The sequence below is a fragment of the Paenibacillus cineris genome, assembly GCF_018333335.1.
Lineage (GTDB): Bacteria > Bacillota > Bacilli > Paenibacillales > Paenibacillaceae > Paenibacillus_AQ > Paenibacillus_AQ favisporus.
In genome coordinates this window covers 831,508-845,613 of record NZ_BORU01000001.1, presented here as the reverse complement: position 1 = coordinate 845,613, position 14,106 = coordinate 831,508, and the positions used below count along the sequence as shown (strand labels likewise).

14 protein-coding genes and 2 riboswitches are annotated in these 14,106 nt (G+C 55.5%); of the genes, 3 read left to right on the top strand and 11 right to left on the bottom strand.

Annotation, left to right across the window (positions count from 1 at the left end; genetic code table 11):
* The first annotated feature begins 171 nt into the window (after positions 1–171).
* The gene (locus KI379_RS04320; protein ID WP_116232414.1) at positions 172–1,050 is read left to right on the top strand and encodes a LysR family transcriptional regulator; all 879 of its coding nucleotides are present in this window, start codon (positions 172–174) and stop codon (positions 1,048–1,050) included.
* Positions 1,051–1,109: 59 nt separating this feature from the next.
* Here KI379_RS04320 and KI379_RS04315 read toward each other — a convergent pair whose 3' ends face one another.
* The 5 genes from KI379_RS04315 to KI379_RS04295 all read right to left on the bottom strand — a co-directional run bounded on the left by KI379_RS04315 (position 1,110) and on the right by KI379_RS04295 (position 5,130).
* Positions 1,110–1,622, bottom strand: coding sequence for a DinB family protein (locus KI379_RS04315; protein ID WP_212982880.1), 513 nt, complete (start codon positions 1,620–1,622; stop codon positions 1,110–1,112).
* A gap of 30 nt (positions 1,623–1,652) precedes the next feature.
* Positions 1,653–1,982 (bottom strand): chaperone CsaA, encoded by a 330-nt coding sequence (gene csaA / locus KI379_RS04310; protein ID WP_076170310.1) that lies wholly within the window; start codon positions 1,980–1,982, stop codon positions 1,653–1,655.
* Positions 1,983–2,162: 180 nt separating this feature from the next.
* Entirely contained in the window at positions 2,163–3,260 is a 1,098-nt protein-coding gene (locus KI379_RS04305; protein WP_212982879.1) for a hypothetical protein, read from the bottom strand.
* 84 nt (positions 3,261–3,344) lie between these two features.
* Complete coding sequence (locus KI379_RS04300) at positions 3,345–4,415, bottom strand: sensor histidine kinase (RefSeq protein ID WP_212982878.1); 1,071 nt, start codon at positions 4,413–4,415, stop codon at positions 3,345–3,347.
* A gap of 4 nt (positions 4,416–4,419) precedes the next feature.
* Entirely contained in the window at positions 4,420–5,130 is a 711-nt protein-coding gene (locus tag KI379_RS04295; RefSeq protein WP_212982877.1) for a response regulator transcription factor, read from the bottom strand.
* A 231-nt stretch (positions 5,131–5,361) separates the two neighbouring features.
* Here KI379_RS04295 and KI379_RS04290 point away from each other — a divergent pair, with 231 nt between their 5' ends.
* A complete protein-coding gene (locus KI379_RS04290) occupies positions 5,362–6,201 on the top strand; it encodes an SDR family NAD(P)-dependent oxidoreductase (RefSeq protein ID WP_212982876.1) in 840 nt (279 codons plus the stop codon).
* Positions 6,202–6,365: 164 nt separating this feature from the next.
* Here KI379_RS04290 and KI379_RS04285 read toward each other — a convergent pair whose 3' ends face one another.
* Positions 6,366–7,181 carry an alpha/beta fold hydrolase gene (locus KI379_RS04285; protein WP_212982875.1) on the bottom strand — a complete coding sequence of 272 codons (816 nt, stop codon included), beginning with the start codon at positions 7,179–7,181 and terminating at the stop codon, positions 6,366–6,368.
* Positions 7,182–7,364: 183 nt separating this feature from the next.
* A riboswitch (cyclic di-AMP (ydaO/yuaA leader) is annotated at positions 7,365–7,529 on the bottom strand.
* Positions 7,530–7,616: 87 nt separating this feature from the next.
* A riboswitch (cyclic di-AMP (ydaO/yuaA leader) is annotated at positions 7,617–7,804 on the bottom strand.
* Between the two features lie 483 nt (positions 7,805–8,287).
* Between KI379_RS04285 and KI379_RS04280 the strand changes: the two genes are divergently transcribed.
* Positions 8,288–8,917: a hypothetical protein gene (locus KI379_RS04280; RefSeq protein ID WP_212982874.1), complete on the top strand. Its 630-nt coding sequence runs from the start codon at positions 8,288–8,290 to the stop codon at positions 8,915–8,917.
* Positions 8,918–8,957: 40 nt separating this feature from the next.
* On the opposite strand, the gene KI379_RS04275 is transcribed toward KI379_RS04280, so the two are convergent.
* The 5 genes from KI379_RS04275 to KI379_RS04255 all read right to left on the bottom strand — a co-directional run bounded on the left by KI379_RS04275 (position 8,958) and on the right by KI379_RS04255 (position 14,057).
* Complete coding sequence (locus KI379_RS04275) at positions 8,958–10,337, bottom strand: MATE family efflux transporter (protein WP_089545972.1); 1,380 nt, start codon at positions 10,335–10,337, stop codon at positions 8,958–8,960.
* Positions 10,337–11,161, bottom strand: a complete 825-nt coding sequence (locus KI379_RS04270) for a sugar phosphate isomerase/epimerase family protein (protein WP_212982873.1) — start codon at positions 11,159–11,161, stop codon at positions 10,337–10,339. Before KI379_RS04270 ends, KI379_RS04275 begins: the two co-directional genes overlap by 1 nt.
* Before the next feature lie 27 nt (positions 11,162–11,188).
* Positions 11,189–12,244 carry an oxidoreductase gene (locus KI379_RS04265; RefSeq protein ID WP_212982872.1) on the bottom strand — a complete coding sequence of 352 codons (1,056 nt, stop codon included), beginning with the start codon at positions 12,242–12,244 and terminating at the stop codon, positions 11,189–11,191.
* A gap of 33 nt (positions 12,245–12,277) precedes the next feature.
* Complete coding sequence (locus tag KI379_RS04260) at positions 12,278–13,213, bottom strand: AraC family transcriptional regulator (protein WP_212982871.1); 936 nt, start codon at positions 13,211–13,213, stop codon at positions 12,278–12,280.
* A 91-nt stretch (positions 13,214–13,304) separates the two neighbouring features.
* A complete protein-coding gene (locus KI379_RS04255) occupies positions 13,305–14,057 on the bottom strand; it encodes a sugar phosphate isomerase/epimerase family protein (RefSeq protein WP_089545967.1) in 753 nt (250 codons plus the stop codon).
* Between the last annotated feature and the right edge of the window lie 49 nt (positions 14,058–14,106).

Here is a 14,106-nt window from a genome sequence, read left to right as displayed (position 1 = left end):
CCTCAGATCGATTTGATCACATCTTAATGGGAGAGCAATCATTTATCAATTATATTGAAATTATAATAATAATTTGTTATACAAATGATAAAACCGTGTTTTCACACATTCTAGAATTTATTTCTACTTCGGTGTGCCGCGTTCTATTGTTCATGAACAGGAGGAATTAACATGGAACTGAGACAACTGGAGTATTTCGTGGCCGTTTGCGAGGAGCTGCATTTTACGAGGGCCGCAGATAAGCTCGGCATCTCCCAGCCGAATTTAAGCCTGCAGATTAAGGCATTGGAGGAGGAGGTCGGTATGCCTCTGTTTGACCGGATCGGCAAACGGATCGCGGTGACCGATGCGGGCTCGGTCCTGCTTAAGCAGGCAAGGGGAATTTTTCAAAATTTGCAAAACGCCAAGCTGGAGATCGGCGAACTTCGCCATCACCAGGGCGGTACGCTCGGCGTCGGCGTGCTGCCTTCCGAGCTCGATTTCCGCCTGACCCCGATGTTCATCGATTTCCGCAACCGGTATCCGAACGTCCGGCTCAAGATCGTCTCGGCCGTCGATGTGGCGGACCTCGTCCTCAGTACGGAAATCGATATCGGCATCTCGCTCAAGCCGCTTTACGACAACCGGCTGGTGGTCCGGTCCCTGCCCCGGGAGGAGTACGGCGTGGTGGTATCTGCCGAACACGAGCTGGCCGGCAGGGAGTCGGTCTCCCTGACTGAACTGAACGGGCTGCCGATCATTATGTATCCCAAGGGATTCTGGGGAAGGGAGCTCGTCGAGCAATACTGCCGGAAGCACGGGTTTAACCTGGACATCGTCGTGGAAACGACGTCCAACCCTTCGCTCTTCCGCTTTGTCAGGGAAAACATGGGGGTTACCGTTCAGACGCCTACGCTCGTCGAAGCCATCGGCGATCCGAAGCTGCGGTTCCTCCCCATCCATGATGATCCGCCCTACAGGGAAATGAGCATCATTTACCGGGCGGATAAATATTTGGGCCATGCTGCGCAGGCTTTTATTCATCTTGCCGAGGAGCGCCTCAAATCATAGTGCGAGCTGGAGGCAACGCAGCATGGCCGGCAACCGGCCCCATTTTGACCCTTGGGAAGTTATATGTATCTTTCCTGGATCACGTTATAATGGTGGATTTCATGTCCGGTCAGAATATACGCCCAAGCGGCGGCGGTGGATTCATAACCGTTCACGATACCTCTGCGGGTCCAGGCCTCGTCCGGAATGCTCCGCAGCAGCGTCAGCGTGGAGCGGCGAACGGCGGCAAAATCCTCGAGAAGCTCGGCGATGGAGAAACGGTCGAAGGCTGCGCCTTCCATCAGCACTTCCTCGTCATAGCCGGTCAAAGGCGTGGCGTCCCTCCTCGCGATGCGGAGCAGTCTGTAGCACATGATGCGCTCATTATCCGTGATATGGCCGAGCACCTCTTTCAAGCTCCATTTGCCTGGCGCATAGCGGTAATTCCCTTTTTCTTCCGTCAGTGCAGAATAAAACGCGGTCGTCCGGTTCAGAGACCCGTTCAGAATCTCCTCGAGGTTCCCTTCAGGTACGAGAGAGACATACTTAGCGAAACCTTCGTTGTAGTCTTCCTTCGTTGGGCGCAGAATCATCGGTATCCATCCTTTCTTTTTGTAAAATGTTCAAGCAATGGGCGTGCCGTTGCCGACAGGCACATCAGGGGCCAGCAGCACCACATCGCCCTCTTCCGGAACTCCGCCGAGAACGAGCACTTCCGATTCATATCCGGCAATCCGCCGCACGGGAAAATTAACGACGGCGGCCACCTGGCGGCCGACCAGCTGCTCCGGGGTATACCTTCTCGTAATCTGGGCCGAGGAACGCTTGACTCCAAGCTCCCCGAAATCAATGCTCAGCTTGATCGCCGGCTTGCGCGCCTCCGGAAAAGGCTCCGCCTTGACCACCGTTCCGATGCGAATGTCCAGCTTCATCAAATCTTCGATGGTTGCCACAACTTTTCCTCCTTCTTATGCCATGATGATATCTCTCCATTATATCCCTGCCTGTCAATGGCACAAGCACTTTCACCAACCTAAAAAAGGCTGCACACCGCAGCCCAGATTCCCATAACGTATTTTATCGGTATAGCCGCAAATAACAAATTAGCCAAAGCCAACTCCACCACTCCCTGCTTAGGGATGGTCTGCCTCCGAGCAGTGGCGGCAGTGCCCCTGCCTCCGCTTGTAGTAGGAAATAGCTGCAGCACCCAATGCGATCCCCCACAGAGGCAAGAGCAATAGCGGCGTTGTCCCTCCCCAATTTTCAAAATCGCCGCTCCACATAAACTCGAAAATGACTTGAATGCCTGTTACGGTTAATAGGATTGCGACGAATCCGGCGGGTACGACGGCCAGCAATGGCGGGACGCGTCTACCTCCACACAGGGGAAACCAACGGGGGAACACCTCTCCCCAGGGTCTAATCAGCCCATGTGTTAAATAAGCGCCTCCCATCGAAACGAGGGCAAGGCCTGCCCCAGCCCAATCTGCGCCCGAGACTTGAAGGTCATGTAGCATTTCTCTAGAGATGCCGAAGGGAATCCCCAACAGCCAGGCTATACGTGTCATATCGTAATAAGCAGGGGCTAGAATTGCCGCATAAGTTGCCCATGTTCCCCAACGTGCCGCCGAGCTGATCCGATGATCTGTTCGCCCCTCTTTTTGTCCGCAGTAACTGCATGCATTGTGCATTCGGCGGTACCAGGTCAAGGTGGATGCTGCCCACAGCAAACCGCCCAGGAGGCAGATATATTGGTGCACAACCGGCCAGGTGAAGAAGGCCAGATAGTGTAAAGACTGCCCGGATAGAAATGCGATCAAAGATACTGGGGCGTAAGCGACGCCCATAAGTGCCCGCGGATCTGGAATCGCGAAGCAGAGGATAGCGGCGGCACTCCAACCATAAAGCAGCCGAATCACACGGACGGCCCCCCGCCTGTTAGAGAAGATCAAGGCGGTCATGCCAATAAAAGAGAAGCAAGCAATGAGTGTTCCGCCCGTTGCAGACACCGCCTGCCGGAATAGAGAATGATCCGCGGTAGGATCACCGAGCAAGCCAAGCGGGAAGCCAGACCCTCCAAGTGCCCAGAAAAGTCCAAGCGCGCCGTAGACGAACATCCAGGCCATCGTTGCGTAATGGATCCACTCCGGCCAGCGCCTCCACCAGCGTACCATAGGTTTCGATGGAGCCGGGGCAGCCGAAGTTAAAGTTGTTGAGTTAGCCTTATTCATTCGAAATCACGTCCCTCTGTTCAATCTTGAGTTCAGTATAGGCAACTCAAGTAAACAGGAGGTAAACAGGTTCCTAAATTCATCTTAACTTTCCTCAGCTCGCAGCCTGATCGTGATTGATGATCCTTCACCGGGTTTGCTGAGGACATGCAAGCTGCCGCCATGACCCTCGATGAACCTCCTGGCAATAGACAATCCTAGGCCTGCGGGTTCGAAAGCATGTAGAGCGTCATCCCGATGCGTGGGAGTCTCGTTGAATCCGACGCCGTTGTCCTTGATCCGAATTTCCACCGTCCCATCGTCATACAGTGAAGTCCAAACCGTAATCCGGGTGCCAGCCGGGTTGTGGACGACGGCGTTGACGAGCAGATTGCGGACGGCGCGCGTCACCAGCTTCGTGTCGCAGAATACCGGTATGCAGTCAGGATCGGAATCCATCGAGAACAAATATTCGGCGGCCCACGGCGCGCTGCCCACATCCGCAACCGTTCTTCGCACTAGTTCGACGATATCCGTCTTTTCGGCTTTGAGCGGGATTTCCCCTTGAACCGTTTCATTCAGATCTTGCACCAGTTCCTGCAGATGAGCCGCCTTCTGCGAAATGACAGATAGGAATTGCTTCTGCTCCGTATCGCTCCAACGATATTCGGGATGAAGCAGCATTGCAGAGTATCCGGCTATGTAAGTTAAGGGCGTCTTCAGATCGTGAGAGATCCCTTGGATCCACTCCCGCTTCGTTTGTTCCACTTCTCGAAGTGTCTTGTCTTGAAGATGGAGTGTGCGTGTTAGCAATCGTAAATGCTCGAATAGTTCCTTGTAGATCGCATACGGAAATTTTAACCTCCCCGATTCACCGGCACGCAGGTTGTCCCATGCAGGAGGCGGATCGTATCGTCCATTGGCCAGGCGTCTGATCCAGACCACCATGTGATAAAGGGGTTTTCCTAAGTACCAGCCGATCAGGAGCAAGGTAACCAGGAACAGCAGGAGGCAGAGGACGGTCACAAAAATCTCGTAATGCCCGGAGCTATTGCCGCTGCTGATCAATTGCGGCCAGATCAGCCAGGCAACCCCGATAACAATGGCTTCAATACAGATCAATAGGAAGATGAAGATCGCAAGCAGTTGCAGCGCAATGCGCAGCATAAATTTCATGGCGTCAGCCTCTCACCGGAGGAACGAACTTGTATCCGATGCCTCTCAGCGTCACGATGACTCTAGGGTGGGCAAGATCGGCCTCCAGCTTTTTCCGCAGCCTGGAGATATGGATGACGACCGTCTTCTCGTCGCCTTGTACCATCGTGCCCCATACTTGCTCATATAACTGCTGCGCCGTAAATACCTGATTCGGATGTTTGCAGAAATAAAGCAGAAGCTCAAATTCCTTGGCGGGACAAGGCGTCTCCGCTTGGTTGATGATGAGTTGTCCAGTCGTCCGATTCACGGTAAATGTATCGAATCGATAGAGTTCTTCCGCAACTTTGGATTCGGATGTATAAATGGATCTGCGTCTCAAATGAGCCTGGATACGGGCAACGACCTCGAGTGGGTTGAAAGGCTTGGTTACATAATCATCCCCGCCTATTAATAATCCTTGAAGCTTATCGAGATCGCTGGAGCGGGCAGTCAAAAATAGGATAGGTGTCGTAACGGTCTTGCACAGCTCCATGCACAATGCGAATCCGTCCATGTCCGGGAGCATGACATCAAGTACGATCATATCGAAGGTTCTCATCCGCGCGGCCTGAAGCGCTTCGGCGGCGGATTTGGCTCGAACGATAAGATGATATCCCTCTTTAAGCAGCAGATTTTCGATCATGACGAGTATGCCTTCCTCGTCATCGACCAATAAGATAGCTTCACTTCGCATTCACCGACCCCCTTTTTTCAAAATAATACCACGAATAGTTATGCTGAAGTAGCGCTGATCCATGGATCCTACCTCTCAGATATAGAAGGAGACCGGACGTGTCATACATCTAACTTTCAAGCTTGCCTTTTCATTTATTCCAAAAATCAATCGTTCATCCTCAAACTACGACAGTTAATGACGTATTACCATAGTATGATGAAATAAATAACTGCGAAGGAGTAGATGGACTTGAAGAGACTCGCTGGGAAAATCGCTCTCGTAACCGGAGGAAGCCGGGGAGCAGGACGTGGGATTGCCGTTGAGCTTGGGAAAGCCGGAGCAGTAGTTTATGTATCCGGAAGAAGTTTACGAGGGACGACTACACACGGTTTTCCAGGCAGTATCGATGAAACTGTGGAGGAGATTCGAAGTCATGGAGGAGAGGCGTACCCATGTCGTTGCGATCATACCCGTGATGAGGATACACAGGCTTTGATCGAGAGAATCCGACAGGAACAAGGACGGCTCCATATCCTAGTGAATAACGTCTGGGGACTGCATGACTTGGAAGTGAATTTACAATCCAAACCATTCTGGGAATATCCGCTGAACATGTGGGATGCTATGTTTCAGAATGGAGTACGCCCACAAATAGCGACAAACCATTATGCGATCCCGCTTATGCTGGAAGCTGATTCTGGATTGATCGTACATACCACATTTCAGGATCAGGATAAGTATTTAGGAACTTTCTATTACGACCTCGCCAAGAATACCATTAACCGCTCAGTGCTCGGATTAGCTCATGATCTCAAAAACACTGAAATAACCGTGGTAGCGGTCTCCCCTGGCTGGATGAGAACAGAACTGGTATTAAGGAACTTCGGTACAGATGAAGCTCATTGGAAAGAGGTTGAGGCTCTGAAACACACGGAGTCGCCGTACTACGTAGGGCGAGCGGTGTCAGCCCTAGCTGGGGATGATGAGGTGAAACTGAAAAACGGACTGGTACTACAGGTTGGTGATCTTGCCCAGGAATACGGGTTCACCGATATTGATGGACGGTTCATCCCTCCCTTTTTAATATAATCAGTCTCATTGAAAAAACGAATACTCGCTAGAGCTCAGTTAACCGCCTTCTTATCGGGCGGTTAACTGATTAGCTAATATAGGAGTAGATCGTTTGGGTGAGGGACAGTGCGATTCAAGATGCGACTTTCTTTCCAGGAGGCAAATCCCATGAATGCGGGTTTCTATCCTCCATAAGCTTCCCGGGTCCGGTAAATATGCTGGTCCATCAAAAAGTTCAACAGCATGCGGTTGAATGCATGGGGCTGGCACAAATGGGTCGGGTACATCGCATCCTCGATCGTCGCCAGCTGCACATGCCTGAACAGGGTGGCCGCCCGCTGCATTTGCTTGACGAACCACTCGCTTTGGCTGCCTGCGACGCACAGTACAGGCATCGGCAGCCGCGCCAAATTGGCGGGCATCTCCATACGCAGCAGCTCCATGCGCTGCTTGATCGACTCTGTCGGCCGCTTGTGGTACAGCTCCTTGCGGAGGATGCTGTAGACCGGTCTCCACCGGTTATACGTCACCCGCAGCGACCGGAGGAAAAACTCCGCAGGCAAATAATAAGACAGCCAGCTGCACGCCTCGCAAATATTCAGCAAATGGTTCTTTTTCCCGAAGCATCCCGCGAAGTAGCTGTCTACGAGTACCAGGGCGCTGACCCGGTCCGGATGAAGGGCGGCAAACGTCTGGGCGAGCACGCTTCCGCTGGAACAGCCGACAAGCGTCGCCTGCGAAATATGCAGCTTATCCAGCAGCTCGCACAGATCGCTGCATTGGGTTTCCATAATGTGCCCGACCTCCACGTCAAGCTTCCCCGAATTGCCGTAACCCCGGAGGTCCAGCACGATTACCTTCGCCCGCTTGCTGAAATATTCGACCTGGGGCTCAAACATATGATGGGACGACAAATGCCCGTGAATGAACACGATGGGCGTGCCGCTGCCGTGAATTTCATAATATAACGTGGTTCCGTTTACTTGTATCTGAGGCACTTCATGTTCTCCTCTCTCCCAAATAACCTGTTTTCTCTGTTTGTGCAAAATCGTGGGCGCCGCCCGCTTGGGAATCGATGCTTCTTCTTGTTTAAACAACAAAAAAGAAGCACCGGAAAGAGGACACTCTTCCATGCTTCCAACTCCAAGGCCGAATAAGCCTTTCCATCTGCATGAATAACAGCTGCCTCTCTTAACACGCTTGCGTGGTTAGCTGACGGATTCGGGCCCAAGAGTAGCCCTACTCATCACTTTCGAGATTCACCCCATATGGCCGCAGCGGATGCTGCAGACACGACCGGTTCCCCCGCTTTCCGCCCTCCGGCGGAAATTCAGCGAATAGACATATTCCATGTACACGCTTCATCCTTCAAAATGAGCGCACAGAAAAACACAGAGCAGATACCCTGTGTTGATGCGTCAAATCACAGTTTCCTCCGCTCTCAACTACGCTTACGAGGTTAGCTGACGGATTCGGGCCGTGAGAGTAGCCCTACGGAAACAGGCATTGTCCTGCCTCCGATTCACCCCTGCAAGCCGCAAGCCCCAGCATAAAGATCCGTGGGACGAGGACTGCGATTGGTTCCCCCGCTTTTCATCGGAAAATTCAGCGTTCATCAAGTCGCAAATCTTACTCTATTGGATGATGAAATGAATATACGCCTGGGACGGCGAACTGTAAAGCAGGGAAACGATACGATTCCCTGCTTTATTTGGGGATCTGATGGGAAAACGGGTCCTAATCCGTAGGAATCATTGTTTTACGGCCTTTCCTACCGCTTTCCTTAGCTTTGCTGGATAACTGAAGGCGGGAAGCCATTCATATGGCTGAACCCGCCCATTGGATCGGAATATAATGCCGGTATAGGGCTGAAGCCGCTAGGCTGAAAAAAAGCGGCTTTTTGCCGGAATTTTGGACTTTGCACTGGAAAGATGCTGGTTTTGATCCGAAAAATCCGCCTCGTCTTCTTGCCAAAGATATCCCTTGGACGTATGATGCGGATAGTTTACCAATCGGACACATGTATGGAACCCTACTGGCCGTGACGATCCGGAACAAGACGGCAGGGAGTATCCATGAAATCACGGTCAAGGAGGATGTCACGATGAACCGGGCTTTGATTCCCACCATCGAACTGTTTGAAATCGTTCTTCCAAGATACCAGCACCACAGCCTGGGCTGGCTGGAAAACTGCCGGATCGGCATTTTAAAGCTGCCTTACTCCGGCGAGGAAGGGCTTGCCGAGGGCCTGCTGTGCTCAGGCAAGCAAGCCTTCGATCTGGTACGGTGGGGCTGCCGCCTGCGCTATATTTGCGGCCTGACGCTGGAAGAGGCCATCACCGCGACGGCCATGAACATTCTGAAGCATCCGGATCACAATCAGTACCCGCTCGCGCTGATGGCGCTGCTTGATGTCAGGTCACGCCTGGAGCAGCATACCGCGCGCACAACAGCCGAACAGATGGGAAGATCCCTTGATGTCGGCCTTCTCGAGCTGAACCGTACGGCTTACGCCGAAGGAGCCGCAGCATCGCTGCGCATCGGGGGAGGAACGTCGCTTGCGATCTCCGGCCGGACGGCTGCCCTTGAAACGGAAATCCAGGCGAAAGCTCCCTACAACCGCCTCCCGCTGCTCGGCCGGGAATTCCCGACGGATACCCGCGCCTTGATCCGCCGCTCCTCGGCATATCTGTCCCTGTTCGGCGCCGGCACAAAGAACCGCCACCCCGGATAATCCCCGAGTGGCGGTTCTTTCGTGCTGCCTGCGCGGGCGGCTATAGCGCCTGCTCCTCGCTGCGAAGCTGCACCAGCGCTTTTCGCTGCCAGGCCTTGCTCCTCCAGCGGACCCAGAGCAGGATGCCCCGCAGCCATTCGTCGGCGATAAAAGCCGCCCAGATGCCGTACAGGCCGTATCCCCAATAAATGCCGAGCAGGTACGTCAGCGGCACGCTGAAGAGCCAGGTCACCGTGATGGACACGATCATGGCGGACCGGGCGTCGCCGGCTGCCTGCAGCGACCGTTCCAGGATGACGTTGAAGTTGCGCCCCGGCTCCAGCAGAAAGCTCAGCAGCAGCAAGGCCGCTCCCATCGCGATAATGTCCGGGTCGGTCGTGAACAGCTTCATCAGCGGCTGCCGGAATAGCGTCAGCACGGCGACGGCCGCCAGCGTGATCAGCTCGCTGCGGATCAGATTCCGGATCACCTGCTTGTAGGCCTCTTCCCTCTGGCCCGCGCCGACCAGCTGCCCGACGATGATCTGCCCGCCCCGGCCCAGCGAGACGGCCAGAATCATGACGAAGAACATGATGTTCTGCGTGTAAATTTTCGTTGCCAGCACGCTGGCCCCAAGCGACGAAATAAAGGCCGTGGTCACAAACTGGTTGGCGGAGTACGACAAGGACACGGCCGAGGACGGCACGCCGACGCGTAGCACCTTCCCGATATGCTCACGGCTCCACACGAACAGGTCGTTCCAGCGGATGTAGACGCCCGCCGCCTTGCGGAGCAGCACCAGATTGACGGCCAGACCGACGCACTGGGCAAAGGCGGTGGATATTGCCACCCCGACGACGCCCAGCTTCGGAAAGCCTCCGGGGCCGTAAATAAACAGGTAATTCCCGAAAATATTCAGTACGTTCATGCCGATCGTGACGACCATCGTCTGCCGGGTTAATCCGTGAGACTGGATCATGGCCGTGACAGCGGTCAGCAGCGCCTGAATGACCAGGGCCCCCCCGGCGATGAGCAAATACTTCTCCGCCTGCCCGAACAGGGAAGGATCGAGGTCGAAAATCCGCAGCAGCGGCCCGCTGAGCATCATGACGATGACGCTCACGACCAGGCCGAACAGGAAGTTCAGCGCCAGCGAGGACCCGGCAAGCCGGCCGATTTCATGCTGCCTGCGGGCACCCAAATACTGCGAGATGACCACCGCGGAGCCGAGCGCCACGAAATTGAACATCAGCACCGCAAACATGATGATCTGGTTCGCGACACCGACCGCCGCAACCGCGCCGTCGGACACCTTGCTCAGCATGAACGTGTCCGATGTCCTGAGAAACATTTGAAGGGCCGATTCCACAAAAATCGGCCACGTAATCGCAAGCAGCGACAGCTTGCTAACGGGGTTGTCTCCCGCGATGGATCTGGACATTACAGGCTGTAAGCCTCCCGGATCTTGGCGATGCCAAGCTTCGCGGTCTCCAGGGCGGTCAACCCGCCGTAGCTGTCCATAAACAGCTCCAGCGACAGGTAGCCCTCATATCCCGCATCCGCCAGCGTTCTGGCGAGCGCTTCGGACGGAGCGATGCCGTCTCCCGGAAATACCCGGTGGGCGTCCTGGATCTCGGAGCGGGACGGCGCCGCCGGATAATCGTTCACATGGACGATGCCGATCTGGTTCCCAGGCAAGCCTTCAAGGTCCCGAAGCTCGCTGCCGCCGGTGTACATGTGGAACGGATCGATGAGAATTTTGGCGTCCGCCACCGCGCTGGCTTGAGCTACGTAAATCGCATCCTTCAGGCAGTTCAGCCGGGCCGCTTTTCCCCAGAATTCAAGATAGGGCTCTATGCCGATCCGGCGGGCCAACTCGGCCAGCTTGGCAAAGGAAGCGGCAAATTCGTCCAGCGTGACGTGGTCAACCTGTCCGAAGGGGGGCGCCGCCGCCGCGAGACAGCCCAGCTCCGCCAGCATCTCCATTTCCTTCTCCGCTTGATCGAAACCGCGCTGTCTCGCTTCAGGATCACGGTCGGCCCAAGCCCAGAAGGCGATGGCGTTCGCCACCTTCAGTCCATGATCTTCGATATACCGTCTAAGCTCCTGCAGCTCGCCGCCCTCTGCAAGGTAAGCTTCAATGTCCCGTACCCACAGCTCGATGCCCTCATAGCCTGCTTCCGCCGCCACGCGGACCTGCTCTTTGACGCCGAGTCCGTAAGGCAGGAGTGTAGATGTATTCAATGACAATTTAAAAGGAAACAAGCTTGATCTCCTTCTTTCCGTAAGTAGTTAAGGGGTAAATGGCACCCTTCTCTGCTCGGCATGGCTCTGCATGCCCAGCTCGATGACACAGATCGCCATCCGAGCCTGCTCGGGCTTTACGCTAAGCTCTGACACACCATGGATAGCCTCAGCCACGTTGCGGTAATAGGCGTCGTAACATCCCGGAATCGTCTTCAGACGCCCCGTAAACTGCAGGCCGTCCCGGCTCGCCACGAGGCTTCCCCACATCTCCTGCGGCTCTTCGCCCCATCCGGGCGATCCCGGCAGCCTGCCGGCCTTCAGCAGATTTTCCTGAGGATCTTCTCCATACTTGACAAACGAACCCTCCGTCCCGTACAACCGGTATCTCGGAGCCGGATCCCGGGCCAGCAGGGTCGATTTCACCGACACCTTCAGCCCATCCGGATACCCCAGCGATACGTCAAAATAGTCCGGGGCCAGCGTCCGCTCCCGCTGCGTCCGCACCTCCGCCTGCACGCTGTCCGGAAGCCCGAACAGCGTCAGCGCCTGGTCGATCAGGTGGACGCCCAGGTCATAGAACGTCCCGGACCCTTCGGCCCCTGCATCCCGCCAGCGGCTCGGATCGGCATTCGGGCTGAACCGGTCCCAGCGGAATTCCGCTTCGGTAATCCGGCCGACCAGACCGCGGCGGACAACCTCCTGCAGCGTCAGGTAATCGCCGTCCCACCGGCGGTTATGGAACACGCTGAGCACCAGCCCCTTGTCTTGTGCCAGCGCGATCAGTTCGTCCGCTTCCTCCGTCGTCGCCGTGAACGGCTTCTCCACGACGACATGCTTGCCGGCCAGCAGGGCGTCCTTGACAAACGAGTAGTGCGCCGTGCTCGGCGTCGTAATGACGATCAAGTCGATGCCCGGATCCTCATAGGCTTCCCGGACGTCCTGTACAGCCCGGACGGACGGGTAGGCCTGCAAGCACGAATGGCCGCTGCGCTGGACGATCATCGCCAGCTCCAGCTCCGGTACGGCCGTGATGACCGGGCAGTGAAACGTCCTGGCGGCGAATCCGTAACCGACCACCGCTGTCCTCACCTTCTCCTTCATTCGCATCACTCTCCTCTATAGCCAGGCGAATGTTTAACCTTCGCCGGCCCCGATGTTATACAGAATCCGGTTGACCGGATACAGCGATTCCGACTCCTTGACCGGAACCAAATCCCGGTACATCGGATTGTAATACTTTTTGCGGTACTGGCTGGCGGTGAGTCCCTTCACGGCTTTGAACACCCTGCTGAAGTAATTTTCATCCGAGAATCCGACCGCAAAGGCGACCTCCTTGATGCTGTGCTCCTCGTACAGCAGGAGCTGGCAGGCGCGCTCGATCCGCCGTTGAATGATCGCATCGCGCGGCGTGCGGCCCATATACTGCACAAAAGACCTGGAGAAATGCTCATGCGACCAGCCGATCCGCCTCGCCAGCATTTCCACCGAAATGGCCTCCCCCAAATGCTTGTCGATATAATCGAGCGCCTTGACGATTTGGGGAGGAATCCGGTTGGCCGGCGTCGTCAGCGGCTCGTCGTAGAGGTGGCCGCTGATTTCCGTCAGCAGCGACCATAGAAGCGAGCTCCCGCGGCTCTGCATCCGGTCCGTGTGGGCATGGGCAATATGCATGATTTGCTTCATCATACCGACCGGAAGCTCCTCGTCCAGCGGAATACAGCTCGGCCCGCCGGGCGCAAGGAGCGGAAGCGCCGCCTCCGTCCCGGCATTTTCCGGAAATCCGAAATGAATGAACAGATGGCGCGCCGGCTGCTGCGGGTCGTATTCATAGGCGTGGTATTCGCCCGGCCTGGTCACGATAAAGCTCGGCTCCTGCAGGACGTATGCTTCTCCCTCCACCCTGTAGACGCTGCGCGTTCCATCCGGAAAATACAGCAGCTCGTAATCGTGAATCCGCCGCGGGCCGAGGGAGGTGCCGGGCTTCTTGACGATGTCCCCGACGATATGGATCCTCGGGAGGTGCACAAGATGCGAGGCCGCCCGGCTGGATTGGCTTTCCGTTGTATTCATGGCAGTTCCCTTCCTCATCCCCACGAAGTGGAGTCTTAGCTTCGGTTCCTATTCAGGCCCATTCGATGTTCGTTCGTAAGAAAATAATTGATTAAATCAGTCCGAGCCCCTGCAAATTGCGGTAGCTGATCGCCAGGCTCTCCAGCGGATCGCGCCGGCTCTGATCCTGTTCGACGACGAGCCAGCCGGTTCCTACCTCCCGCGCCGTTTGAGCGATGGCCTTGAAATCGAGAATCCCCTCCCCGATTTCAGCGAAAAACTGCTCCTCGCCGGCTTCCACGTCTTTGATATGGAGCAGCGGGCACCGGTTCTGAAGCTTGGCGAGGTACGACACCGGATCTTCACCGCCCCGCTTGACCCAATACGTATCCAGCTCCATCTGAACCAAGGAAGGATCGGTTTCGCGGAGCAAAATATCGAGCGCGTATTCGCCGTCGAATTTGGCGAATTCCCAGTCGTGGTTATGGTACAGCAGCTGAACCCCGCGCCGGCGGAATTTCTCGCCCGCTTCGTTCAGCTTGGCGGCCTTGGCCAGCACCTCGTCCCGGGACGCAAAACGCAGCGACAGCGCCACGAATTTACCGCCGTCCACCTCCTCGAGATAATCCGCGATGTCGTCCGGGTTGAAATCAAACGTATCGAATCCGGCGTGGGTTCCGATGACCTTGAGTCCGATCCGGTCCAGCAGCGCCTTCTGCTCTGCCACAGTGATGCCTTCCGGCGGGCGTCCGAGCTCGATGCCCTGATAGCCGATGGCGGCGATTTTCTCCAGCGTGCCTATGTAATCCTTACTTAATTGTTCGCGAACCGTATATGGCTGTACGGCGACGGGAAATTGGGTCATGATCTATGCATCCTCTCTTGGTTTGAAATGAGATAGATATTCCGTGCGG